This is a genomic window from uncultured Paraglaciecola sp. (assembly GCF_913020055.1).
Lineage (GTDB): Bacteria > Pseudomonadota > Gammaproteobacteria > Enterobacterales > Alteromonadaceae > Paraglaciecola.
The window spans coordinates 39,330-64,121 of the sequence record NZ_CAJWCF010000007.1 but is presented as its reverse complement, the minus strand read 5'-3'; the positions used below and the strand labels follow the sequence as shown (position 1 = coordinate 64,121).

Here is a 24,792-nt window from a genome sequence, read left to right as displayed (position 1 = left end):
TGTTACTTTAAATAGATTCCTGTCCTTGCGTTTTTGAGGATACTGCTCTTTATTCTAAGTCCCTGTCAGTAAACTAACAGGGACTTAAATCGATTAAACTAAAAGTATTCGGGATCTCACGGTTGGGTTATTACCCATGTTGAATTATAACTTTGTCAGGCAAATTTAATGTACAAACCAGCAGTTGCCAATTATGGTAGGTTAGCACTTTTACAATCAGAGTCAGTATTGTAAATAAGGGATAACATTTACTCTTCCTATATACATATAGAGGTAGTATGAAAGACGGAGTTTTAACATTAGCCTCTCGAATAGGCGACTTTCTTGAAGTCACTCAAGATGGCTATGCCATTTATTCAGCTGAAGATTTATTAGTTGGCTGCAATCAAGCCTATGCCGATTTTATGTGTATTGAATTCGACCAAATGATCGGGCAAAGCTTCAACCAACTTGTCCGAATTGCTTTTCAAAATCAGCAAGGTCCAAATATAGAAACCAAAGATATTGAGCATTGGTTAAAGTTCGCCCAAAACAAAAGACGGAGTCTAGAATTTCGAATTTTTGAAGTGGATCATACTGATGGTAGTTGGTACCTAATGTCTGAACAGACTCTCCCAACAGGGGAATTACTGTTACAAGCAAAAAATATGACTATGCAGAAAGGTGTTGAACAAACTCTGTCTGAACAGATTCATAAAATTACTAGACTAACCTTAACAGATGAACTCACCCAAATTGCCAATCGCCGTAGCTTTATAGTTAATGTCAAATCTGAAATAAGTCTTTATAGAAGAACTAAAAAGGAATTTACTTTTTGTTTATTAGATATTGATTACTTCAAAAAAGTTAACGATGAGTATGAGCATCTTGTTGGCGATAATGTTCTCCGCCAATTGTCACAATTAAAAACACATTACGTGAATATGATAATTTTGGGCGTATAGGTGGCGAAGAGTTTGGTATTTTACTGCGTGACACCCAAGCCACAGAAGCTTATGAAATCATAAACCGATTACGCGAAACAGTCATGGCCAACACATTCAATACGCCTGACAAGCCAGTTAATATTACATTATCAATAGGCTTGATTGAAAGCTGGTTAGACTGCACTTTTGAGCTGCTTTACAGTCAATCTGATATAGCTCTGTACCGGGCAAAAAATAACGGCCGTAATCAAGTCATTATTCTTGATAAGTTTAAGTCCAACTCTGATATTAGTGGTAAAAAAACCTCATTGAATAAAAGATAGTTCTCAAAAATATCTGAAGTGTGAACATATCTAAATATTGTACCCCATTAAGTTACCAACGATTTGCAACTCATTTTATAATAGCGTAACTTTTACTCTTCAAATATTAATAAGACTATTTTCAAATGCGTCTTTTGATCTTATTTTTTATTGTGTTTACTACTTGTTCAGATGCTGAATCTTTCACCATTAATATTGTTGAAACTTATGAGGGGCACACCGAACAAATCTCAATAGAAAATATTTATACTCAGCTGTATGCTCCACTTAAGATAATTCCAAAGCTGGTTTATTACCCTTCAAAACGAGGCCTGCGACTCGTCAATCAAGGAGTATTCGATGCAGAAGCCGGAAGATTTGAATTAACCGCAAAACACTACCCTAACCTTATAAAAGTCAACGAACCTCTCGACGTGTTTCATTCTGGATTCTATTGCCTGAATAAAGAAGACTGCAATATAGCGGCTAACACAAATATTGTTATACTTTCCAGCTTTCAAAGTGCGCCGGCCTTTTGTGAATCATCGAAGTTAAGATGCCGATTTGAATCGAAACCAATTGCCATTGTGCGTATGTTAGAAAAAGGCATCGCCCAAGCGTTTTTGAGCTCAACCATCGAATCCAACAAAGTGCTTTGTGCGCTACAAACAGATAAATTGTACTTCCATAACGAACCTACTTTAGCCCGCTTAAGTTATCATTTTGTCAACAAACGGCACGTTTTATTAGTCCCAAAATTAGAACACTCGATGAGACAACTTAAACAAAAAGGTTTACTACCTAACACTAAAGTGGATAGCACACCAAGGCATGCCTCATGTGGAAAGGATGTTATCGCGGTCTAAACTCTAATGACGTATTCTTTGTCTTAACCTTGCTTTGATTCAGTCGGCATGGGAGACATCGCCAATATACTCAACAACTAAGGAGAGTGAAAATGGGATCAGCAACAATTCAAGGGTCACTTTGGAACCATAACCCCTCTGGTTGGAATATTCAGGAACGACTACATATTCCCATCGTCGAAGCAATGTTGAGCACAGCGAATGTTGCAACTGGGACACGGATTCTCGACGCGGGTTGCGGAACCGGAACGGCGTCGGTTTTGGCCGCCGCGAGAGGGGCAAAGGTAACAGGCATTGACGCCGCCGAAGGGCTTATTACCTTTGTGAGCAAAGCAGTGCCAGATGGCTGTTTTACCGTAGGCGATATTCAATCTTTCGATTTTCCGGATGAGTCTTTCGGCGTCGTCTTTGCCGCAAACTGTGTACAATACGCCGAGGACCCTATTGCTACTTTGCGCGAGTTTAAACGAGTATGTAAAAAGGGTGGTACGGTAGTCGCTTGCCTCTTTGGTCCACCAGAAAACATCGACTACAAAGCTGTTTTTTCTGCCACTAAGGCAGCAATGCCACCTCCACCAGCAGATGCAAAACCAGGTGGCCCTTTCGCACTTTCAGCCCCAGGCATTCTAGAAGCATTGTTTAAAGATGCAGGACTTGAGATAACTGGTACTGGCAAAGCAAACTGTCCCTTTAGCTATGATAACTTTGCTCAGAAGTGGGAATATTCATTGGGGGCTGGGCCCTATCAAGGCATGATGAAGGTGATTGGCGAAAGTAAGATGAAAGAAGCAATCCAATTAGGATGCAAAAACTTTACTCACGACGATGGCAGTATTGTGTTTCCAACCAATGAGTTCATCTACGTTGCAGGCAAAGCTTAGCCAGAATGACGATTGAATATAGGTTATCTAACCCTTAACTTTCATTTTACTCCAGTTCACCTGCTTAATATTATTCTAAAGCCGTTTATAACGGTTTTGTCATTTTTTGAACTTTTTTTTCGCAAAAACTCCAATGCAAGACATTGACTTTGTGGGGTACAAAACGTATCTTCTGCGCCGCTATTCTAGGTGCCTATCGGTTGACTCCAATCAATCTGGATAGGGTAAACGGGAAGTGTGGTGTGCCTAACTGTTGGTATGTTATGTGCGAATCCACCGCTGCCCCCGCAACGGTAAAATATGCTAGCCATATTGAAGCCCGACACCGGCCTATGACATTAGCTTTTGTACGTATGGAGCGGCGGGCTTCATTAGAATGCATATTCCTGCAATAGTTAACCTTTGGTATTTTAAGACTCATTATCTTGAATATATAAGTTAACTTTTCAGTCAAGCATCCTCTTTTACCCCCCTCTCAATCGTTTACTTTTTATCCTTGATTTCGTTGTAGAACTCGTGGAAAGAGTGGTAACCAATGTTGTGATTGGCGTAGGGAGAAAGTTCGTGGTCACCTTATTGGTGATGAGAACTTTTTCCCATAGCCAGGCGCTTCAGTGGATGCCGGTCTTTCTCGTGTTTTCACTGCAAAATCTAGGTTTATAGATTGAGGATTTTATGAAACACACAACACTGGCATTAGCCATTAGCACAAGCCTTTTCGCCAGCTCTATTTATGCAGCTGAACAAAATGGCCAAAACGAAGAAAATGAAATAGAAAAAATGGTAGTGGTCTCTAGTCGAGTTTCGATGCCATTGCGTGAAATTGCGACTTCGGTATCCATCATCACCCAACAAGATATCGATGCTCGCGGATACGCCAACTTAACCGACGTGCTAAAAATACAACCTGCTATCAGCGCAACCAATAGTGGCGGCGTGGGTTCCACTACTGCCTTACGGGTGCGCGGTGAAGAAGGTTATCGCACCTTAGTTCGTATAGATGGCGTAGATATATCTGACCCCACTGGTACACAAGTCGGCCCACAACTGGCTCATTTACAAAGCTCCAATATTGCTCGAGTTGAAATACTACGAGGTTCACAAGGTTTAGCCTATGGTGCTGATGCTGGAGGTGTAATCAATATTTATAGCGGCTCACCTTCAGAGCAGTTCTCAGGTAATCTTAGTGGTGAATTTGGAGGATATAACTCACGCAATCTATCCGCCAATATGGGCGCAAATCATGAAGATTTCGATTATTTCGTTGCGGCCTCAGATTACCAAACCGATGGATTTAATTCACGATTAGACGATCCCAGGCAAGATAAAGACGGTTACGAAAACACCACTATTCACTCTCGCTTAGGTGTGCAAATCAACGACGATTTAAGCTTAGGTTTAGTGTTTAGAAACAACCAGGGTCTAGGTCAGTTTGATAACTGTGGATTTGGCGCAAGCGCCAGTAATGATTGCGAAAGTGAATTTAACCAGTCTAACCTGCGGGCAGATCTAAATTACTCCACAGACAAATCACAACATGAATTAGCCTATGCTAAAACCCTTATTGAACGGGAAAACTTTAATCAAGGATTGTCTGATTTTTTGACTAAAGGTGTATTACAAAGAGTAGAATATTTAGGCAACACCCAACTCAACCAAGAGCATCAATTGGTTTACGGATTCGATTGGGAAGAAGAACAAATTACTACAGCTGAACAAAGCCGAATTAGCACAGGTTATTATTTTGAATATCAAGGCGAGTTACTCGACAATTTATATATAACTGCCGGTGTGCGCCATGATGATAACGAAGACTTTGGTGAACATACCAGTGTTAGGGTAAGCGGCGCTTATATCTGGACACTAGGTGATGATGAAATCAAACTTCGCTCAGCCTATGGTACGGGATTTAGAGCACCTAGCTTGTTTGAAGTAGAATACAACCGTGGGCCTTATGCTTTTGCACCAGCAGCCACTACAGCCTTGCAAGAAGAAACCACCAAAGGTTATGAAATAGCCCTTGAATACAGTACAAAACAAGGCTCTCGTTTTGAGGTTATCTATTTTGATCAAACCATTGAAGACAGTATCTTTTTTGATTTGGCAGGCTATTCGGGTTATTTACAAGACCTAGGTCAATCTAGCTCAGAAGGTGCAGAGCTGATTGCCGATGTCAAAGTGAGTGATGCCCTGCGATTGAATCTAAACTACACTTATAACCAAACCAAAGATACTGCTGGCGAACAACGTTTACGCCGTCCAAAAAACATGGCAAATATTGGTTTTGATTACCAAATCGATAAGTTGACCTTGTCTGCCAATTTAAGGTTAGTGCAGGATTTTGTTGATCTGGTACTGGATGAAACGACTTTTGAGAGTGTCGCACTCCCCTTAGACAACTATGAAGTGATTGATATCAGCGCCCGTTACCGGGTCAATACTCGTTTAACGGTGTTCGCCAGAGTTGAAAACTTATTCGACAAAAGTTATCAAGATCTTGCAGCCTTTAATACCGCTGGCGACACGCCGCATATTGGTTTGAAATACCAATTCTAGATTAGGCTAAGCAACACCTCTTCTATACATATTGCCCAACTGAGTTTTAGTTGGGCACATTTCAGTTATGCCTACAAGAATGCCATTGATTCCCTTTTCAAGAGCAGGCATAGTGCCAGCGCAATTACCTAACGTTAACCCGAATTTGTGAGTCTACACATGCCCCCAGCTTTTCAACACCAAGCTTGTTATCAAAACTACGTGAATGGCCAGTACCTTAGTAATCAAAGTGGTGAAAAATTTGATGTGACTAATCCTGCAACGGGTCAGGTGATTTATCAGGTTGAAGTGGCAGATGAATTTATTCAACAAAGCGCTATCGACACTGCACAACAAGGTTTTGCCATATGGTCAAACATGAGTGGCATTGAGCGTAGCCGGGTTTTACTAAAAGCCGTTTCGCTACTAAGAGAGCACAATGATGAATTAGCGGCGATTGAAGTAGCAGATACAGGCAAACCCTGGCAAGAGGCCAGCGTAGTCGATATTGTATCGGGTGCCGATGCCATAGAGTTTTTTGCAGGACTTGCACCAACAATAGAAGGCAACCAACAACAAGTGGGTGAGGATTTTTATTACACTCGTCCTGAACCTTTAGGTGTATGTGCTGGCATAGGTGCGTGGAATTACCCGTTGCAAATAGCGTGTTGGAAAGCCGCCCCTGCCCTAGCTTGTGGCAATGCGATGATATTTAAACCGTCGGAAGAAACGCCATTAGGTGCATTAAAACTGGCTGAAATATTATTTGAAGCCGGTGTGCCTGCAGGTGTATTTAATGTGATTCAAGGTGATGGCAAAGTGGGCGCTTGGCTCAGTCATCACCCTAAAATAGCCAAAGTGTCTTTTACTGGTGAGGTAGGCACCGGCAAAAAAGTCATGACTGGTGCCGCTAGTACACTCAAAGAAGTAACAATGGAGCTGGGTGGTAAGTCTCCTTTAATTATTTTTGATGATGCAGATATCGATAATGCAGTGTCTGCCGCCATGCTTGGCAATTTTTATACTCAGGGAGAAATTTGCACTAACGCTACCCGAGTGTTTGTGCAAAATGACATTTACCCTGTATTTATTGAAAAATTGCAGAGTCGAGTCAAAGCCAATATTGTGGCGGGCGATCCTATGCATCCAGACACCAACTTTGGCGCGCTGATATCCAAAAAACATCAGCAGTTGGTGTTAAGCTACATTGAAAAAGGTAAAGCAGAAGGTGCCACATTGTTATGCGGAGGTCAGGCATTACAACCTGAAAATTCGCCTAATGGATACTTCGTAGCCCCCACAGTATTTACCTATTGCGATGACTCCATGAGCATTTGCCGTGAAGAAATATTTGGCCCAGTTATGGCAGTATTAACCTTTGAAAATGAGGATGAAGTGGTGGCCCGAGCCAACAATACTCACTTAGGTTTAGCCGCTGGTGTGTTTACCCAAGATATCACCCGTGCACACAGGGTCATTCATCAGATGCAAGCGGGTATCTGCTGGATCAATAGTTATGGTTTATCACCGGTTGAAATGCCCGTTGGTGGTTATAAACAATCGGGAATAGGCCGCGAAAACGGTTTAGTCACACTCAAACAATATACTCAATTAAAATCGGTGTATGTGGGTCTAGTACCTTTAGACAGCCCGTTTTAGACTAAGGTGTCAAACATGCAAGCAGTATATGATTACATCGTAGTTGGCGCAGGCTCAGCAGGCTGCGTGTTAGCCAATCGATTATCAGAAGACCCCAACACCAGTGTTTTATTATTAGAAACTGGTGGCAGTGACAAAAGTATCTTCATTCAAATGCCCACCGCCTTGTCTATTCCAATGAATACCAAAAAATACGCCTGGCAATTTGAAACCCAGCCCGAACCCTATCTAAATAATCGCCAAATGCATTGCCCTAGAGGCAAGGTATTAGGTGGTTCGTCATCAATAAATGGCATGGTGTATGTGCGTGGACATGCCAAAGACTTTGATGAATGGCAACAAACAGGTGCTACCAACTGGGATTACGCCCATTGCCTGCCCTATTTTAAAAAAGCCGAAAGCTGGGCGTTTGGGGCAAATAATTATCGCGGTGGTGATGGCCCGCTTGGTGTGAATAACGGCAACCAAATGCAAAACCCACTGTATCAGGCTTTTGTCGATGCCGGAGTCGATGCAGGTTATGTCGCTACTGAAGATTATAATGGCGAGCAGCAAGAAGGGTTTGGCGCTATGCATATGACGGTCAAAAATGGCCGCCGCGCATCCACATCTAATGCCTATTTACGCCCAGCGATGCAACGCCCCAACTTAACCGTTGTGACACATGCTTTAGTACATAAAGTATTGCTAGAAGATAAAACCGCTGTGGGTGTGCGTTTTGCCCATAAAAACCAGATTAAAGAAATCAGGGTCAACAAAGAAGTGATTTTAAGTGCCGGTTCGATTGGCTCGCCACACCTATTACAATTATCTGGCATCGGCAATAAAGACTTACTAGAGAAAGCGGGCATTGAATGCCAACACGAATTAAATGGCGTGGGTGAAAACCTGCAAGACCACCTAGAATTCTATTTTCAATTCAAATGTACCCAACCCATTACCCTAAATGGTGAATTAGACTGGTGGAGCAAACTTAAAATTGGTGTGCGCTGGATCTTGAACAAAGACGGATTAGGCTCAACCAACCATTTTGAATCCTGTGGGTTTATTCGTTCAAAAACGGGAGTGGAATGGCCAGACTTGCAGTATCACTTTTTACCAGCGGCGATGCGTTACGATGGTAAAGAAGCTTTTGCAGGGCATGGTTTTCAGGTACATATTGGGCATAATAAACCCAAAAGTCGCGGCTCTATTCAGGTCGTTTCTAATCAGCCCGACATAGCACCGCAGATCACTTTTAACTATTTACAACATCAAGACGATATCCAAGGCTTTCGAGACTGCGTACGTTTAACCCGCGAAATCATCAACCAACCGGCGCTAGATAGTTACCGAGGTGAAGAAATACAACCAGGCACTCATATTCAAAACGATGAACAGATTGATGCCTTTGTGCGTGAATCAGTCGAAAGTGCCTATCACCCAAGTTGTTCATGTAAGATGGGCACAGATGAATTGTCGGTGGTTGATCCAGAAACTAAAGTGTATGGCATAAAAGGCCTACGCGTGGTGGACTCGTCGATATTTCCGACAATCCCAAATGGCAACTTAAATGCGCCTACCATCATGTTGGCAGAGCGCGCAGCCGATCTGATTAAAGGCTCAGTCTTGGCTCCCGAATTAGTCAAGGTGACAGGCGATACGCACTGGAAAACCCAACAACGAGCCAATCAACCTAAGCGATAAGAAGGGCAAAACCATCACATACTTTTTGGCAGTACTTTTTTCGGCAATGTTATTTTGGGAAGCGCTATGACACTTTGGTTATCAGCAGGCATTTTATTCACCTTTTTTTGTATCGGCTGTATTTTGGTCAAATGGGGAAATATTCGCTGCACAGGTGTGACACCTGTTAGCACCTTTACCTTTATCGCTATCTTGTTTACCTCAGGTTTAGATGTGGGACTGATCATGTTCCCGTTAACTGAGTTTGCTGGCTACACCGACATCATCACCAGTCCTGAATATGCCTTCTCTAACCCCTTAGCTATTGAGTTTGGTTTTTGGGCATTTCTGATCTGGAGTTTTTACTTTCTCACCTGTTTTTACTTTTGTGTGCTTGAACCTAAAGTACAGTTTTTTGCCATTCCCTTAGTCAAGCTGATCAATAATATAGTCATTATTGGCACCTGTGCATTTACTGCTTTTTTACTGCTGAGTAACTTGCCTTGGTACATTCCTCAACTAGCCGATGCGGGTAATCTAACCGCTAGTTTTTATTTAATCGTTTTAGTCGTCATAGCCTTATCAGTTTATTCCAGTACCGATATCCGTTACGTCAAAGTACTTAGCCTAGCCAGTACTTGGTTGTTTTTTGCATTGATAGTGTTGCTGTGGGCAAGTGCCTTATTATCAGAACAAGGTAATGCCACTGAATTTTTTGCCACCTTTGCACTGCTAGGCAACTACTTTTCAAACATGCAGCAGTTTGTTTTACCGCTCAACGCCTACCACGAATTTTACCTGTATTGGTGGTTCGCTTGGAGCATCATGATAGGCCAATTCACAGCCCGTTTTGTTAGCGGCCTGCGCACTTACCAAGTGTTGTTAGCGATGCTGATTTTCCCTTCTATTCCTATCGCAGTGTGGTTCGTGGGTTTGTATTATTATCACCTGAATGAATTAAATATTAACGGCGTCATCAACGGCTCAATGGTCGTTGTGGGCGTTATCTTTGTGATCAACTCATTGGACTCACTGATACGCTTATATACAGACAACCTTAACCTAACGGTTGAACGCCATGGCAAAGCCAAATATTTTATAGGCAACTTAGTGGTATTAAGCGGCCTTACACTTTTATTCACCTTGGATTTTTTACAAATCCAATGGGTAGGCGCAATAGTGATTGGACTGATGTTTAGTAGTTTAGTGTTTATTTTGAGTAAGCGGTTGAGGGTTGTCAGAGAGATTGTGGGCAGTCCTGATGCGAACACTGATTACCGTTAAATGTGGGGCAGTACATACTGATTACAAAAACACTTCGCGCAAGGATAGTCATGAATGGAGGTAAGCGTCAGCGCTTGCTTTAATCTATAAAAGATCCTTACCGTTTTAAATCAAAGAAAACAGACTTGGCAATGCAATGATATAATCCTCCCCAATAAGCCAATTAACTAAGAGTTTCAGTTGAGAAAACGCGTTTCCACCTCGAATAAAGCAACGTCTTCAGGCAATTTCACTAACAAAAGACGTCGTACTAAACCTTCACAACCTATAGGCCCCGTGCAATCGTTTAGTGTTGAGGGTCTAACTCACGAAGGCAAAGGTGTGGCACGGGCCGCAGGGAAAGTGACGTTTATACCCGGGGCTTTACCAAACGAAACCGTTAAGGCGCAGGTGGTCAAATCGAATCGTAGATTTGATGAGGCAAAACTGATTGAGATTGAGCAGCCTAGTCCGCATAGAGTTGAACCTGCTTGCCCACATTATGTGCAATGTGGCGGATGTAGCTTTCAGCATTTGGCTTTAGAACAACAACGTGCAGCCAAAATGAATTGGTTGCAAGGTCAATTACGTAAAGTATGTCCAGAACAAGAATTAACCCTACTTGCTGATTCAGCCTTTGGTTATAGAAGACGAGCTCGCCTTTCTGTGCTAGTCACTGAGCAAAAATTAAATCTAGGTTTTCGTGGAAAATCGTCACAACAAATAGTGTCGATTGATAACTGTTTGGTATTAACCCCTGTCCTACAACGGGCATTTACAACATTAAAGAGTCGCTTATCCGGCAATGCAATTGCCGACAAAATAGGACACATAGAATTACTCGACGATGACAAAGGCGTGTCTGTACTGATTCGTCTCACTGCTAATATCGACGATCATGAGCAACAAAAATGGCAGCAGTGGGCCCAGCAACAGCCTCTTCAGCTGTATTGGCAACATGCCGATGATAACCGCGCAATTGTTCTGCAACAGGACATGCGTCACTATCAACTCAATGGGCTAACGCTCACATACCATCCCCAAGACTTTATACAAGTTAACGCCATGATGAACACTAAAATGGTAGCGCAGGCAATGGAGTGGTTAGCACCCAATACAAATGACGTCATTCTTGATTTATTTTGTGGCGTAGGAAATTTTTCACTGCCTTTAGCTCAACATGCCAAACAAGTAGTAGGGGTAGAAGTGCAAACCAGTATGGTTGATTCAGCGCAAACGAATGCCACAGCCAATGGGCTAGATAATTTGTCATTTATTGCGGCAGACTTAACCCAACCAGCCACTAAAAACTTGACTTCGTTAGGCGTGACTAAAGTGTTACTTGACCCACCGCGAGCCGGCGCATTTGAGTTTTTACCCACCTTAGTCAAACTCAAGCCTAAACATATTCTATATGTCTCTTGCGATGCAGCAACGATGGCGCGTGACGCGCAGTATTTGCTTGAAAACCGTTATAAAGTACAACGAGGTAGCATGATGGATCTGTTTCCACAAACCGCTCACCTTGAGTCTATGCTATTGTTTTCACGGTGAATTATTAACAATAGAAATTAGGGTTTTGGCTTAACGCTAGTCCTCAAAATTTTCTGAAGGTTGAATGAAATACATAGAAAACAGCTAGTGATTGAATTAATCGGGTAAAACAATTAGTCCAAGTTGCTCAAGCAACTGCTCCTGTTGCCAAACGCAAATTTTGACTCCGCTTAGGTCAACTTTGCGAGGATCTAAGCCATACAATTCCGAATGACTCAAATTACACCCCTGCATACGAAACTGTGTCCAACAATCTTCTGAAAACTCACTTCGACTTAAGTCAGACTCCTTTAAAGAAGCACCATGTAAATTAGTACCCATCCATTTATTTTCGAATAGATCACACTTTTCCAAACATTGCCGTTCAAAATTTGCGTAGGATAAATTACAACTGGTGATATAAGCGGAACAAAAATACATACTGCTACTCACTTGGTTTAAGAAGCTGGCTTGCATAAAATTAGCTCCCTTCAAATCACAATCTCTAAATTCAATGCCGAAACATTTCGCCCCAGTAAAATTAGACATGGATAATTGGCAGTTCTTAAAAGATGCATCACGCAGATCGCTATAATCAAAATGACAGCCTTCTATAGCGCCTTGCTCCATAAAGATACAATCAACAAATTGTGCATCCCTTAGGTTAGCGCGGCTAAAGTCACATTTATAGAACTTACACCCCTTATAAATTGACTCACTCAGTTGCTGATTAGAAAAATCAACTTGATTAAACACCTCATCATTTTTTGCCATAAATACCCCCTTGCTCTAAATAGGCCTGCAGACTACCACCTACACCAGAGCGAACAACAAAAATAAAACTTTATAAAACAATAACTTAGAAACGTAAAAAACGACCATATAAGCCACCAAACGAACATGTAGAGCGACGTTCACCTTATCAAGTGCAACACTAGTCGAATAAAGTATTTTTGCTTGTATAATGTTGAAGAGCAGAAGAAAACGGTTTCTTTTTAAAATGAGTAAAAAGCCCAGCATAAAAACCAGTTAATATTTTATTACACAATCGAGTTGTCACTTTTGCTAGCATTGGGTGATACTCAAGTTGAACAAAAAACAGGCTACTATTCTTACCTGTTATTAACATTGTAATGGAGACCATTACGCAATAGGTGATGGAGTACCTTAACCAATCAATCGCTCAGGAAGAGATAATGTGCAAAATAACCGCGTTTTATAATCTATTGAAACTCACTACGCAGACAGGCTTGGGTTTAAAAGTAAGCATTGGATTATTAATTGCTTCCCTGTCTTTTTATTCTTATGCGCAAGAAACCGCAGAGGCTAAGGCTGAGCAAGAAGCCTCTGATAAAATTGAACGAATTGAAGTGACAGCCGTTTATGGTGATGCTGCTTTACAAGCATTCAACTCGGGTAATTTTGAATTAGCAGAGGTTGAATTTAAGAAAAATGCCAAATGTGCATTACGAGCAGAACGCAACAAAAAAGCGGGAATTAACGGGCTGATTAACAGCCAAATAGATCAAAACATGTTGGCCAACCAAACAGCAAGTAACTCAAGTCAATATAGCCAATCGAGTTCAGGGAACATTTCTACCGCTTCTATTTCTCAGTCTGCTCGCACTAACGAAGATCCTAATGATGTGTTGAGAAAACGTACATGTAATAATCGAGGCTTCCAACTATACATGACAGGCATGTCACAAATTCAGTTAGGCCGCGCTGAAGAAGCAGAGAAAAACTTCAATACAGCAGTGATTTTAAACAAAAATCTGTATAACGCTCATCATCGCCTAGCGCTGATGAAGTTACTGAGAGAAGATGTGGATAGTGCAAAGGATGAACTCTCTTCAATCAGAAACATGCTAAAACGTTGTTACGATTGTGATGCTCGGGACAAAATTTTAGCAAGAGTGGATTTTCTTGAAAAAGCCTTAGATGGAAGAATCAAACTTAGATAATTCATCTACAAAAGGTGAACACTTTGGCGCTAGCTATGAGATGTCTTGTTATGTTTCGACAAAGTAGATGAATCTATAAAGACACTCATCCTAATTTTAGAAAATGAAATACCAACTAATATGCACAGCTACCATTGGTTATTAGATTGGCTCGTTCGACAAAATGACCTTTGAGTAACTTAGCTAAATCACTCGCAGCCGCCTGAGCATGTTTCACTTCTTGGGCAGATACAGTTTTATTAACTTTGGTGTAATGAAAACCATAAAAATCGATGCCGGCTTTTCGTAACGCGTTAGCCATATTATTAATATTGTGGGTTTTATCATCCACAAACACCACAGCCTCATATTTCCGCTCAGTTCGTGCCAATAAATCTAATAACAACACTCCCTTGTCCATCCCTTGCACCATAAAAACACCATCTACATAACTTATTCTGGCGGTGCGTCCACCAAGGGTGAAATCATAGTGATAACCAATATCCGCCGTCACCAACGCTTTGTCACTAAAATCTAAACCATTGTGACCTAGCTCTCTTTTGGTCGCTGCACGATAGTCGCCAGAACGGGCGGTCAAAACTACTAGATCGTTCTCAACTTGTTTGACTAAGGTTGCCATATTTTGTTGTGTGGGGCGGTTGGTGGCGATTTCATAGGTCATTCCCAATATATCAAACAAACAACTGACTTTATCAGTTTCGTCTATCACTAACGCTTGGCCATTTGGACTTAGCGCCCTGCCCCGTTGCCAGTCATACCATTTATCACTACCAAAAAATTCAGTGGCGGTTAGTAAGGTATCATCAATGTCAAATACCACTAGGGTTGAGCGCAAAGGTAACGCTTCGGCTTGTTCAATCGCCACGGCTAAATCGTCAACTTTTAAAACCAGACTCACTGGTAGTTCATCGTTCTGATGTTCATTAGACCCATAATAGTTTGCACAGCCATTAATAGATGAAAATATAAGTGCTACAGCAAAAAGCCTTGTTGGTAAGTGCAGGCGCGAAAAAGAAAAGCGAAACATGTGTACAACTACCTTGTATGGGAAAGTAACAATAGGATACCGCAGAGTAATCGATAATCGAACAATAACTGATAGTTTTGTAGGCAGTCAGGTAAATAAAATTAGGGCAAATCCGTTTTATGTTGCACAAAAAAGGTAAGTCGAATAAAAGATAGTCACGCACTCAGGAAAGCAATGCCCTTAGGTAATAAAAGAGCTCGTAAGTTATCTCGATGCATAGGTTGATTTTTGTTTCATAATGGCATCCTTCAATTCTATTTTTTAACATTGCTTAGAATCGGAATAGCGCTTATTCTTCCCATACGCGATCATCATCATTTTGTGAAAACGTTAATGCGCAATATTTTTTTTGTCTTTTTATCTGTAACTTTATTTTCATGCTCGAAGAATGAATCCGAGGATGTTACCGGCTCGGCTGTGATGTTATGTAGTGACGACACCTACCAAGAAATATGCGATTTAACACACGATGGTGCTTTATGTAGCATCCAAAGATGCTGAATCTATTCGTGCGCTTGTTAACCATAGTCGCAATAAAACAGTGAATAAAGCCTACATTGCTCTTACCGTGTTAGATAAATACAAAGCCTGCCTTGAGAATGTTGTTTTAGCACAAAGTGCTAGACAAAAATCAGATGAAATATCACGCTTTCAAACCATTGCTAATATACCCACCTATCAAAATAGAATAGTCAAAGAAACTAAAGGGGTAAGACCTGCAATCAACTTATGGCTTTACAAAAAAACAGGTAATACTGACTATTGGGAGTCGATGGTTAACGGTGTGAAAATGACAGAAAATGTGCATCAAGATGTTTACACTGTGATGATGGCTGAAGCAGCAACACGGAGTATGGATGATGCCAGAAAAATTGCTGATTTATTGCTCGGGCGTACAGAATTTTTAAATGACCTGGCACCGGAAATTTTTGAGTTTTATATTTTATGTTATTTAAAAAAAGAAGATAACTTTAAGGCCGCAGTCTGGCATGGCTTGTTTACTGAGTTCATAGAAGAAAACCCTGGCATAAACACTCGATACTTCAAGTTCCATGGGAATATGAAAAGTTCGACCTTGAAAGATGCTCAAGATCTAGTAGACAGCATTATTTTCGATTCTGACTGGAAAGGATTAAGGGTTAAGGACCTTGCAAAGGTGATAATTTAAACCCTCATATTTATAGGTGACTCAAAAAATAAAATAAACTTTAAAAACAATCACCCCTTTTTCCATTGTGTTTCGTTACTCCTATGAAACCAACGGAGAAATACTATGCACACACTGCCAGCGCTTACTCTTAACCACTTTAAACTGAATAAATTCATTGCTATCACAGTAGTTGCCACACTCATTACGTTTGGGTTGTTTGTTGGTATGCAAAAGCTCATTGCGAATGATCAAATCATGCCTCCCAAAGTGACCGAAAACACCATGATTTTATTGGGTCAACTCATCGAGGACAAACCGACTACGGAGCGGGTCAGAATCAAACCTAAACCTATTCCTGTGCCCAAACCTAAATTAGTGGTTAAGATAATTGAATCAGATCCTGATCAGGGACTCGATCCGACTCTGTTTGTTTCTAATATTGGCGCGCCTGTAATTCGAAATAAAATAAACCCTACTTTTGACTCGGGTGGAGGAGATGCTAGGCCTTTAGTTAGGGTAGAACCTAAATATCCATCAATTGCTGCTAGAGACGGTATTGAAGGTTGGGTAAAGTTAAGGTTTTCGATTACTCCCTCAGGCACTGTCAACAATATTCAAGTGTTAGATGCCGAACCTAAACGCACCTTCAATCAAGCTGCACGACGTGCATTGGCAAAATGGAAGTACAAACCAAATATCCAAACTGGTAAAGCACAAGCTCAAGATGGCATGATGGTGATGTTAGACTTTAAATTAGCGAGTTAATTTGCAACAAGCTGTGCACGCATTCAGTTTGAAGCGTGGGCAAGGCTAATAAGGAGCGTTTATGAGTTTTGCATTGACTTTAAAAGCTAGGTTCTTCGATAGAACGAATAATGAGAGCCTGATGTTACGTTATGCCCAGTCAGGCGACAGGGCATTGCTCACCCAGTTGTACGATGCTTGTGGCAACGACTTATTTCATTTTGTACTCACTCTTTCCGATCCAACGCTCGCCAAGGATATTTGTCAAAAAACCTGGCTAAAAGTCATAGAAAAAAAGCATCTTTATCAACACTCAGGGCAGTTTAAATCTTGGTTGTTTACGCTAGCTCGCAACCAACTTATTGATGAATACCGACGTAACAAACCTACTATTAACCAGACGGAACAACTAGCTGACAGTGGACAAAATATTGAAGCTAACTTAGATGATGGGGATATCAGTGTTCTTTTTGATCATGGACTCCTGTCTCTGGCCTTTGAGCAAAGAGAAGCATTTTGTTTGCAGCAAGAGGGCTTTACCTTACAAGACATTGCCAACATCACCCACTGTCCAATTGAAACAGTGAAAAGTAGGCTTCGATATGCCAAAGACAATATACGCAAAGTGCTAGATAAGCAGTGCGGGGAAAATCATGACTAAACCAAATGAACACAATCAGCACAATGAAGATTCACTTGAACAACTTTACGCTAAACGTAAACTTCAACACTCTGCCCCAGCTTCAATAAAACGTAAAGTATTGGCCCAGCAGCAAGATAACCAAAGTACTGCTTATATTTTTAGGCGTATCAGTTACGTCGCTGTTGCTGCCAGCACTTTGCTGCTTTTGAGTTTGTTATTGATTCAACAGCCAAATCAGGTTTCATCTGAATTGCATTACCAAGTCGTACAATTGCATTCGTTGGAGACTAAAACTGAAGACTTACCTGATAGTTTCAAAAATCGTTATGCTGCCCATTACAAAAATTATTTAGCCCAAAAACAAACCTATGCGGCTCACCACAAAACCAAAGCCGCTTTGCAACTTATGGATGAAGGATGGCAATTAAGAAGTTGTGATAATGAAGTACTACAATTATCTAAAGAGCTGATAGCCGCGCTCAGCAATATGCAACAAATAGATACCAATATAATCAATGGTGATGCAGTAGAAATAGCCTTTGACCAAACAGGCATAATCTTAGGTATTACCCGCAGTGGTAACCATTTGCGTTGTTAGTTAACCAGTGCTTTTCTCTGGCTTCATGCTCTTCTGCGGTGAAATACCTGTTGCTGTTGTTTTTTCTAGGGACTAACTTCTAGTCACTGCTCTTTCTTATAGTATGCACCACCATTTTAACGTCCCATTAACTTTTCATTATATTATTCAATGAATTAGTCATCGTTATAATTAAAATTTAGATTTATCGCTCTGACAAAAAAAGGCTACAATAGTGGTATTCAATTATTTGCCACTTCCTTTGGAGAAATCATGGATAAAAAAATCGAGTCTCGTAACAGTGTGAGTTCCCGCTCAACGACTCAAAAAGCGTTGCGCATTAACCTTGATGAAAAGAAGTACGGCACAATAGTAGAGATTGGCGCTGGGCAAGAAGTAGCCAGACAATTTTTCTTAGCAGGCGCAGCGGCGGGCACTATCGCCAAAACCATGTCTGCTTATGACATGAAGTTCTCAGACGCAATCTACGGTGTACAAGAAGACGGACGATATGTCAGTAAAGGCCGTGTCAAAGCCATGATGGAACAAGAGTTCGATTTGGTAGTAGACAGAGTCGGTGATATCCGCTCAAAGTCGTCACGCTATTTTACCTACGCAGCGACTGTTTCGGCTAAAAGTTTTAATCGAAAAAATGAATGCCATGCTTGGTGCGGTATTAGAGTGCAGATGTACCCAGGAGCTAAACCGTCCAATATTACGGTGCATGTCAGAATGTTTGATGACAATGCCGAAGCACAACAACAAGCATTGGGTGTATTAGGGGTAAACCTTATTTATGCCGCCTATTATTATTTCGAAAATCCAAAGCAAATTATTGATTCATTAACTGACGGTATGAAAGCCAATCGTATTGAAATTGATTCAATCGATTTTGAAGGCCCTTACTTTGAAGATGCTGATAATAGAATTAAAAACATCCACCTCATCCGTAGCTGGAAAACCCGTGCCATCATGTTTAAACCCGATGGCAGTGTGGCAGTACCTGCTGAGATGTTATATAAGAAAAACATTCTCACCATTCGTGGCTCTTTCCGCCCAGTGACAAAATTAAATGTAGATATGATAGAGCAGGGGCAAAATTCCTTTTCTGCGCTGCCTGGAGTAGATCCTAGCAACACTATTGCTATTGCCGAAATATCCCTTAACGATGCCCACGGTAACGATGCAAAAGTACCAGAAAGTGACATTGTGGCTAGAGTGCAGTTGCTCAACTCCCTTGGTTATAACGTTATGGTCTCGGATTACACCCGTTACTTTTCACTTAGGGCTTACTTCCGTCAGTTTACTCAATTACAAATTGGTATAGTGATGGGCATGGTCAATGTTAAGCAGATTTTCGATGAGAACTTCTATCGCGGTGTAGAAGGTGGGATCTTAGAAGGGTTTGGAAAATTATTTCCAGACAACACGCGTATATTCATCTACCCAGAAATGGATGAAGATGGTCAAGTAACCGAATTTACTGATGTGAAAGTACCAGACCATTTACGCTTTTTGTATCGTCATTTATTAGAAAACGGCTTCCTGCACGGTATCGAATGTAGCGATCCGGCATTGTTTAATATCTATTCTCGTAAGATCCTAAAACAACTTGCTAGCGGTCAAGGTGATTGGCAAAAGAATTTGCCTGACGGTGTAGCAGACGAAATTATTAAACATAAATTCTTCGGCTATCGCGGTTAAAGCTAATTTAAAATGAAAAAAGGAGGGTATAAGACTTAATGTTTTATACCCTCCTTTTTTTATATCTGAGTGTTATTTCAAGTACATCGCCAGCGCCCGTTGCCCCGATTCAAAAGCAAGTTGCTCAACATCCACACTCGCCTGATCTAGCCAAAAGTAACGACTTACCTCTTGTTCTTGTAAAACTATACAAGGTTTAACCTCTAACTTGATTTCAAAAAAACTATCTAATGTTGACTAGAGAATGTCTTTGTATAGGTAACGATTGGGACAAGAAAAAAGATACCGCATATCATTGACAGGTAATTGTAATTCTTCAAGCAACTCACGTTTTAACGCTTGTTCATTTGACTCGTTGTAATCCACAAAACCACCGGGCAAATCCAACTTGCCTTTAGCGGGTTGCTGCGCCCTTTCCACCAGCAATATTTGTCCATTACAAACAATTAGCGCCCCCACCGCAGCAGCGACATTATGAAAATAAACAAAGTCACATTCATTGCATCGATAGGCCTTTTCACCGTGCTGCACTAGACTTGGCTGAGCGCATTTTACGCAAAACAAAGGTGAAGGAGTGTTTTGCATGCTAAATAGGCGAACCTGGAGGTAATGCTTTTAATTTGAACTGAGATTGCCACTTGCCCAAACGCCAGTATTGATCTAACTGACGGGCCATCACTTTGTTGTGCACGTTGCGACTTTTATTTTTTAACCACTTGTGCAAATCAATCAGCTGCAATTCAATATCGCCTCGTACTTCAGGCGCCAAATTGTCTTGTTGCATGGCTTTTACCACTTGATCCAAAACTAAATAATTTACCCGTTTGCTCAGCTGTGGATAGGTTTTGTCTATACCGTGTTTAATTGATTGGTTAAACAATGCATTCAATAAGTAAGCTACATCAGGCGTGCCTTTTAGTTGTTCATGTTGTTGTGCTATACGATTAAGGCGCTCAGCTTTTAATAACAAACCAAGGCTATATCCAGCTACAGATTCTGCTGCGCTGATGGGGTCGAATGTATGTCCAGTTCGGCCCTTAAAACTTTCGCGATTGCGGCTTTCACCATAGGCTTTTGGCGTGATCAGTTGGCTCAATGATCTAGGAATACTCAAAAAATCACTCTCCAAGGTATTCAACATGGCCTCTACCGCGGCTTTTTGCTGAGCAGCAGAAATAACATGGACCCCTTTAGCTGTTGAATAATCCCCTTTTAATTCATATTCATAACTCACCCCACCAATTAACTTAGCTACAGCATCTAATTGATATCGATGTAACAAATAGATAGGTGCAAAAGTTTCTTCCAAAGAAGACAAAGTGGCGCCGGTTTTAATAGTTTTTAGACCAAAGTTAGCCATGGCTACTTGGCGCACTTCGCTGATTCGACTTAGCTCGCTAACAGGGTCTGAGCCATTGTCCCAAAGATGCCCTTCTACATTAGCTGCATGAGATTGACGGGCATCTGGATCAGACTGATACCTAAAACCTTTGGCTCTAGCATCAACAACTAAACGGTTTAACTCCTGTTTTTCGCTACTAGTATCGGGGAAATCTTGATAACCATAGGCCACAACATATTTGTCCCACTCGCCCATACCCTCGTCGTAAGCATTCTCTAAACTGATCTTGCCGTCCTTAACGCTCACTAAAGGATGAGGGTAATCCATAACTGATTCTCGGCCATATTCACTGGCGGCAAAGTTATGAGAAATCCCAAGGGTGTGCCCCACCTCGTGTGCAGAAAGTTGACGGATACGGGCAAGCGCCATCTGTTTTTGTTTAGAGGTATCCACCTGATCATCAGGCTTACTATCAGCACCCACTCCCACTTCACTAAACGGACTCGTCAAACCTAAAGCAATTAAATAATCTTGCTTAACCCGCAATGAGCCTAAAGTGACATGTCCTTTAATAATTTCGCCAGTTCTAGGGTCAATAACAGATGATCCATAAGACCAGCCACGTGTCGCTCTATGTACCCACTGGATAACGTTGTATCGCACATCCATAGGATCTGCATCTGCAGGTAACACTTTCACTTGAAAGGCATTTTTGTAGCCAATAGCGCTGAAAGCTTGATCCCACCATAACGCGCCGTCTTTTAGTGCGCTCATTACAGGTTCAGGTATGCCAGGGTCAAGGTAATAAACGATAGGCTCAATCGCTTCACTCACTTGTGAGTTGGGTTGTTTCTTATGCAGTCGATGACGAGGGATAAACTGTTTTGTCATATTATCTTCAATTGCCACCGAATAGTCTTGATAACCCACAGACCAAAAGCCAGAAAAAGGTACAAACTCTCTTGGTTGATAATCTGCATCGGGTAACTTGACTAGTGAATGATGTAAATGCACTGAAATACTAATAGGATCTGGCGTAACTTGATTGACATATTGACCAGCATTAGAGCCTCCAAAGGTCACTAAGGCTTCTAATTCAGTATTCTTTGGGAAGGCCTTACTTTTCTTTAAATATACTCCACTGCGCTTAGAATCGACCTGATAACTGCCTTGTTTAGTACCAGCTAAACGCTGGGAAATTTGGTGGATATCAGATAATAGAAAATTAGAATAATCGATGATCACTACATCACCGTCAACGGCCACAACAGTAAAACCAGCAATCACTGAGTCTGCAAACGCTTCATCAATACTCGCTTGCTCGGCAAGGTTAGAAGAACTAGCGCGATACTGAGTATTCAACTGCTTAAGTAGCACTTTATTGCCAAAACGTTCAAATTTGACTAATCGTGTATCACCTAACTGACCACGATCTAAACCAATATCATTCGAACCAATGCCTTGAGGCATACTACTTTGAAATAGAAAAGGTTGATCAAACTTGTCAACTTTCAGAAAAATTTTGTCTTGTTCAATTTGATAATAAAAATCGAAGAACCCCGCTTTATGCGACATATCCTGAGTAAAATCAGCAATACTTGTTTGATTTTTGGAGTCAGTAGCAAAAACCTGTGTTGACAGAACGAACAGGCAAAAATAAACAAAACGCATGGGAATATCTCTTAAACAATTATATACCCTTAACATTAACGATATTTGCTGGCAAACAAAAGCGATGTGAATAAATTGATAATGATAGGACCTGTCAACCTTCCACTTATCATGCGGAATCAAAGGTCAACGAGGTCCAATGGTCATAACCAATTAATTTATACCATGCGCAATAAGCGCAAACGCGTATTCCTCGGCAATATCTTTTAGACGCCCATACCGCCCGGTGTTGGAGAAATGCCCTGCTCCCATGTTCATGCGCATGACCAATAAATTTTTATCAGTTTTGGTAGCTCGCATTTTTGCAGTCCATTTTGCAGGCTCCCAATAGGTGACTCGTGGATCATTAAGCCCCCCGGTAACTAACATTGGCGGGTATTCTTTGGCTTGAATATTGTCATAGGGCGAATAACTTTGAATGAATTCAAATACGTCTTTGCTAATCAAAGGGTTACCCCATTCAGACCATTCTGGAGGCGTTAGGGGTAAGGTTTCATCGAGAATAGTATTCAATACATCAACAAAAGGTACCGCTAGGTTCACTGAACGCCATAACTCAGGCGCTTGATTGACTACAGCGCCCATTAGTTCTCCTCCCGCACTTCCTCCTTCTATGGATATATTACCTTTGGCAACATACCCTTGTTCGATAAGGTGTTGAGCCACATCAACAAAGTCGTTAAAGGCATTGTTTCGCTTGTCTAATTTGCCGTCTAAATACCACTGGTAGCCCATTTCATCGCCCCCTCGCACATGGGCGTAAGCATAAGCAAAACCTCGATCAAGTAGACTTAATCGAGTGGTAGAAAAGTTTGGCTCAAGTCCAAAAGCGTAAGCACCGTAGGCGTAAAGATATAAAGGCTGGGAGCCATCTTTCTTAAAGCCTTTTTTAGTCACTATGCTGATTGGCACTTTCACACCATCTCTGGCCTCAGCCATAATACGCTCGGTTGTGTATTGGTTTTTGTCATAGCCAGATGGAATGATTTTCGTTTTGCGTAAATTAAGTGTTTCATTAGGAACATCGTAATCAAAGATACTGTCGGGCGTGATCATTGATTCATATCTTATCCGTACGTGTTTTTGCGAAAACTCTGGGTTAGCAGACAAACTGACACTGGCCACTTTTTCAGGCAACACAATTTCATGGCCTTTGCCCAGATTGGGTAAAATACTGATCGACTCTAAGCCTTGAATACTCTGACCTATTGCCACAAAACCTTTGAACACTTGCAGGCTTTTAAAATACCTCGTATTTGAACCTGCAAATACAGTCTGCCATTGATCGTATTGCACTTGGTTTTCTTTGCTTTTAGCGATCCTAAAGTTGACGTGAGTATCATTGGTCAACATATAAAAATGGCCATTGCCATGGTCAACATCTAGCTTGAAATTTTGCTCACGAGTATTCAGCATCTTTGGCGCTTGTGCTAAATCAGCCATACTCACAACCGAGATTTCTGTTCTATCAGCATTGCCTGTGGTCAATACTAAATATTGCTCACTGCTAGTGAGATAAAATCCTAAGGAAAACGTCTCATCAAGCTCTTTGACTAACACCTTATCTGTATTTTGTTCGGTTCCCAACGAATGCACGTTAACACTCGATGTTCGCCATACATCCTTTTCTAGCAAGGCATAAATAAGACTTTGGTTGTCTTGGCTAAACAACACAGAACCCGACACATCAGCTAATTCATCAACAAGGTATTCATTTGTTGTTAAGCTTTTGATTTTTACTATGTTTCGCTCGCTTCCATCGGTGTCCATTGAATAGGCTAGAAGACTATTGTCTGGACTGATATCCCAATCCCCCAAAGTGAAATATTCATGTCCTTCAGCTAATAGATTTTCATCTAAATAAACTTGTTCGATATCACTGTCTAACTTGCGTCGGGCCCATGTTCTGTATTCTTTTCCAGGTTGAAAATACCAACGGTATTCGTAACCATTTTTTATCCAAGGCACAGATGTTTCAGTTTCATTAACCCGTCCCTTAAATTCCTCAAATAAGGTATCGACTAATTTTTGATGGGGAGCTAGAAAACTCGCGTAATAGTCGTTTTCAGCTTTGAGGTAATCCAATATAGGCTTGTCATTTACTTGTGGATAATCCTGATCTCTGAGCCAATGATAATCATCAGATAAGGTCAACCCATGGTGTTGTGCCATATAAGCTTGTGTATTAGCTTTTGGTTGAGGCACTTCCAACTGTTGTAACCTAGGGAAAATCTTGTTTTCTGGCTCAGAACTACAAGCGCTTAAAAGTGTTGTCATTGCGGCTACTCCCAGCATAAAGAAAGGTGAATAAAATGACATAGAATGATTTTCCTTGGAGTC

General features: G+C 41.2%; 18 protein-coding genes, 1 pseudogene and 1 riboswitch. Of the genes and pseudogenes, 14 read left to right on the top strand and 5 right to left on the bottom strand.

What is annotated here, in order from left to right:
* The first annotated feature begins 278 nt into the window (after positions 1-278).
* From QZ488_RS21460 to rlmD, 8 genes and pseudogenes are all read left to right on the top strand, one after another.
* Positions 279-1,249, top strand: a pseudogene (locus QZ488_RS21460) (GGDEF domain-containing protein).
* 125 nt (positions 1,250-1,374) lie between these two features.
* Positions 1,375-2,094: a hypothetical protein gene (locus QZ488_RS02925; protein WP_293746143.1), complete on the top strand. Its 720-nt coding sequence runs from the start codon at positions 1,375-1,377 to the stop codon at positions 2,092-2,094.
* Between the two features lie 92 nt (positions 2,095-2,186).
* The gene (locus QZ488_RS02920) at positions 2,187-2,975 is read left to right on the top strand and encodes a class I SAM-dependent methyltransferase (RefSeq protein WP_293746142.1); all 789 of its coding nucleotides are present in this window, start codon (positions 2,187-2,189) and stop codon (positions 2,973-2,975) included.
* A 170-nt stretch (positions 2,976-3,145) separates the two neighbouring features.
* Positions 3,146-3,324: riboswitch (cobalamin riboswitch) on the top strand.
* Between the two features lie 326 nt (positions 3,325-3,650).
* Positions 3,651-5,531, top strand: coding sequence for a TonB-dependent receptor (locus tag QZ488_RS02915; RefSeq protein ID WP_293746141.1), 1,881 nt, complete (start codon positions 3,651-3,653; stop codon positions 5,529-5,531).
* A 159-nt stretch (positions 5,532-5,690) separates the two neighbouring features.
* On the top strand, positions 5,691-7,169 hold the full coding sequence (gene betB / locus QZ488_RS02910) for a betaine-aldehyde dehydrogenase (RefSeq protein ID WP_293746140.1): 1,479 nt from the start codon (positions 5,691-5,693) through the stop codon (positions 7,167-7,169).
* A gap of 15 nt (positions 7,170-7,184) precedes the next feature.
* The gene (betA, locus tag QZ488_RS02905) at positions 7,185-8,855 is read left to right on the top strand and encodes a choline dehydrogenase (protein WP_293746139.1); all 1,671 of its coding nucleotides are present in this window, start codon (positions 7,185-7,187) and stop codon (positions 8,853-8,855) included.
* 66 nt (positions 8,856-8,921) lie between these two features.
* Positions 8,922-10,118: a BCCT family transporter gene (locus QZ488_RS02900; RefSeq protein ID WP_366508969.1), complete on the top strand. Its 1,197-nt coding sequence runs from the start codon at positions 8,922-8,924 to the stop codon at positions 10,116-10,118.
* Positions 10,119-10,298: 180 nt separating this feature from the next.
* Positions 10,299-11,651, top strand: a complete 1,353-nt coding sequence (gene rlmD / locus QZ488_RS02895) for a 23S rRNA (uracil(1939)-C(5))-methyltransferase RlmD (RefSeq protein WP_293746137.1) — start codon at positions 10,299-10,301, stop codon at positions 11,649-11,651.
* A gap of 96 nt (positions 11,652-11,747) precedes the next feature.
* Here the strand turns inward: rlmD and QZ488_RS02890 are convergent, their stop codons facing one another.
* Complete coding sequence (locus QZ488_RS02890) at positions 11,748-12,404, bottom strand: Qnr family pentapeptide repeat protein (RefSeq protein ID WP_293746136.1); 657 nt, start codon at positions 12,402-12,404, stop codon at positions 11,748-11,750.
* A gap of 422 nt (positions 12,405-12,826) precedes the next feature.
* Here QZ488_RS02890 and QZ488_RS02885 point away from each other — a divergent pair, with 422 nt between their 5' ends.
* Positions 12,827-13,594, top strand: a complete 768-nt coding sequence (locus tag QZ488_RS02885) for a hypothetical protein (RefSeq protein WP_293746135.1) — start codon at positions 12,827-12,829, stop codon at positions 13,592-13,594.
* A gap of 115 nt (positions 13,595-13,709) precedes the next feature.
* Here the strand turns inward: QZ488_RS02885 and QZ488_RS02880 are convergent, their stop codons facing one another.
* Positions 13,710-14,621, bottom strand: a complete 912-nt coding sequence (locus QZ488_RS02880) for a DUF2608 domain-containing protein (RefSeq protein WP_293746134.1) — start codon at positions 14,619-14,621, stop codon at positions 13,710-13,712.
* Between the two features lie 541 nt (positions 14,622-15,162).
* Between QZ488_RS02880 and QZ488_RS02875 the strand changes: the two genes are divergently transcribed.
* From QZ488_RS02875 to QZ488_RS02855, 5 genes are all read left to right on the top strand, one after another.
* Complete coding sequence (locus QZ488_RS02875) at positions 15,163-15,789, top strand: DUF2989 domain-containing protein (RefSeq protein WP_293746133.1); 627 nt, start codon at positions 15,163-15,165, stop codon at positions 15,787-15,789.
* Between the two features lie 105 nt (positions 15,790-15,894).
* Complete coding sequence (locus QZ488_RS02870; RefSeq protein ID WP_293746132.1) at positions 15,895-16,536, top strand: energy transducer TonB; 642 nt, start codon at positions 15,895-15,897, stop codon at positions 16,534-16,536.
* Positions 16,537-16,597: 61 nt separating this feature from the next.
* Positions 16,598-17,176 (top strand): sigma-70 family RNA polymerase sigma factor, encoded by a 579-nt coding sequence (locus QZ488_RS02865; protein WP_293746131.1) that lies wholly within the window; start codon positions 16,598-16,600, stop codon positions 17,174-17,176.
* The gene (locus QZ488_RS02860) at positions 17,169-17,756 is read left to right on the top strand and encodes a hypothetical protein (RefSeq protein ID WP_293746130.1); all 588 of its coding nucleotides are present in this window, start codon (positions 17,169-17,171) and stop codon (positions 17,754-17,756) included. The genes QZ488_RS02865 and QZ488_RS02860 overlap by 8 nt, the downstream gene beginning before the upstream one ends.
* A gap of 252 nt (positions 17,757-18,008) precedes the next feature.
* Positions 18,009-19,439 (top strand): TonB-dependent receptor, encoded by a 1,431-nt coding sequence (locus QZ488_RS02855; protein ID WP_293746129.1) that lies wholly within the window; start codon positions 18,009-18,011, stop codon positions 19,437-19,439.
* Positions 19,440-19,676: 237 nt separating this feature from the next.
* On the opposite strand, the gene QZ488_RS02850 is transcribed toward QZ488_RS02855, so the two are convergent.
* The 3 genes from QZ488_RS02850 to QZ488_RS02840 form a co-directional block, all read right to left on the bottom strand.
* Positions 19,677-20,024 (bottom strand): NUDIX domain-containing protein, encoded by a 348-nt coding sequence (locus QZ488_RS02850; protein ID WP_293746128.1) that lies wholly within the window; start codon positions 20,022-20,024, stop codon positions 19,677-19,679.
* Position 20,025: 1 nt separating this feature from the next.
* Entirely contained in the window at positions 20,026-22,452 is a 2,427-nt protein-coding gene (locus tag QZ488_RS02845; RefSeq protein WP_293746127.1) for a zinc-dependent metalloprotease, read from the bottom strand.
* Positions 22,453-22,605: 153 nt separating this feature from the next.
* Positions 22,606-24,771: a S9 family peptidase gene (locus tag QZ488_RS02840; RefSeq protein WP_293746126.1), complete on the bottom strand. Its 2,166-nt coding sequence runs from the start codon at positions 24,769-24,771 to the stop codon at positions 22,606-22,608.
* Positions 24,772-24,792 lie beyond the last annotated feature (21 nt).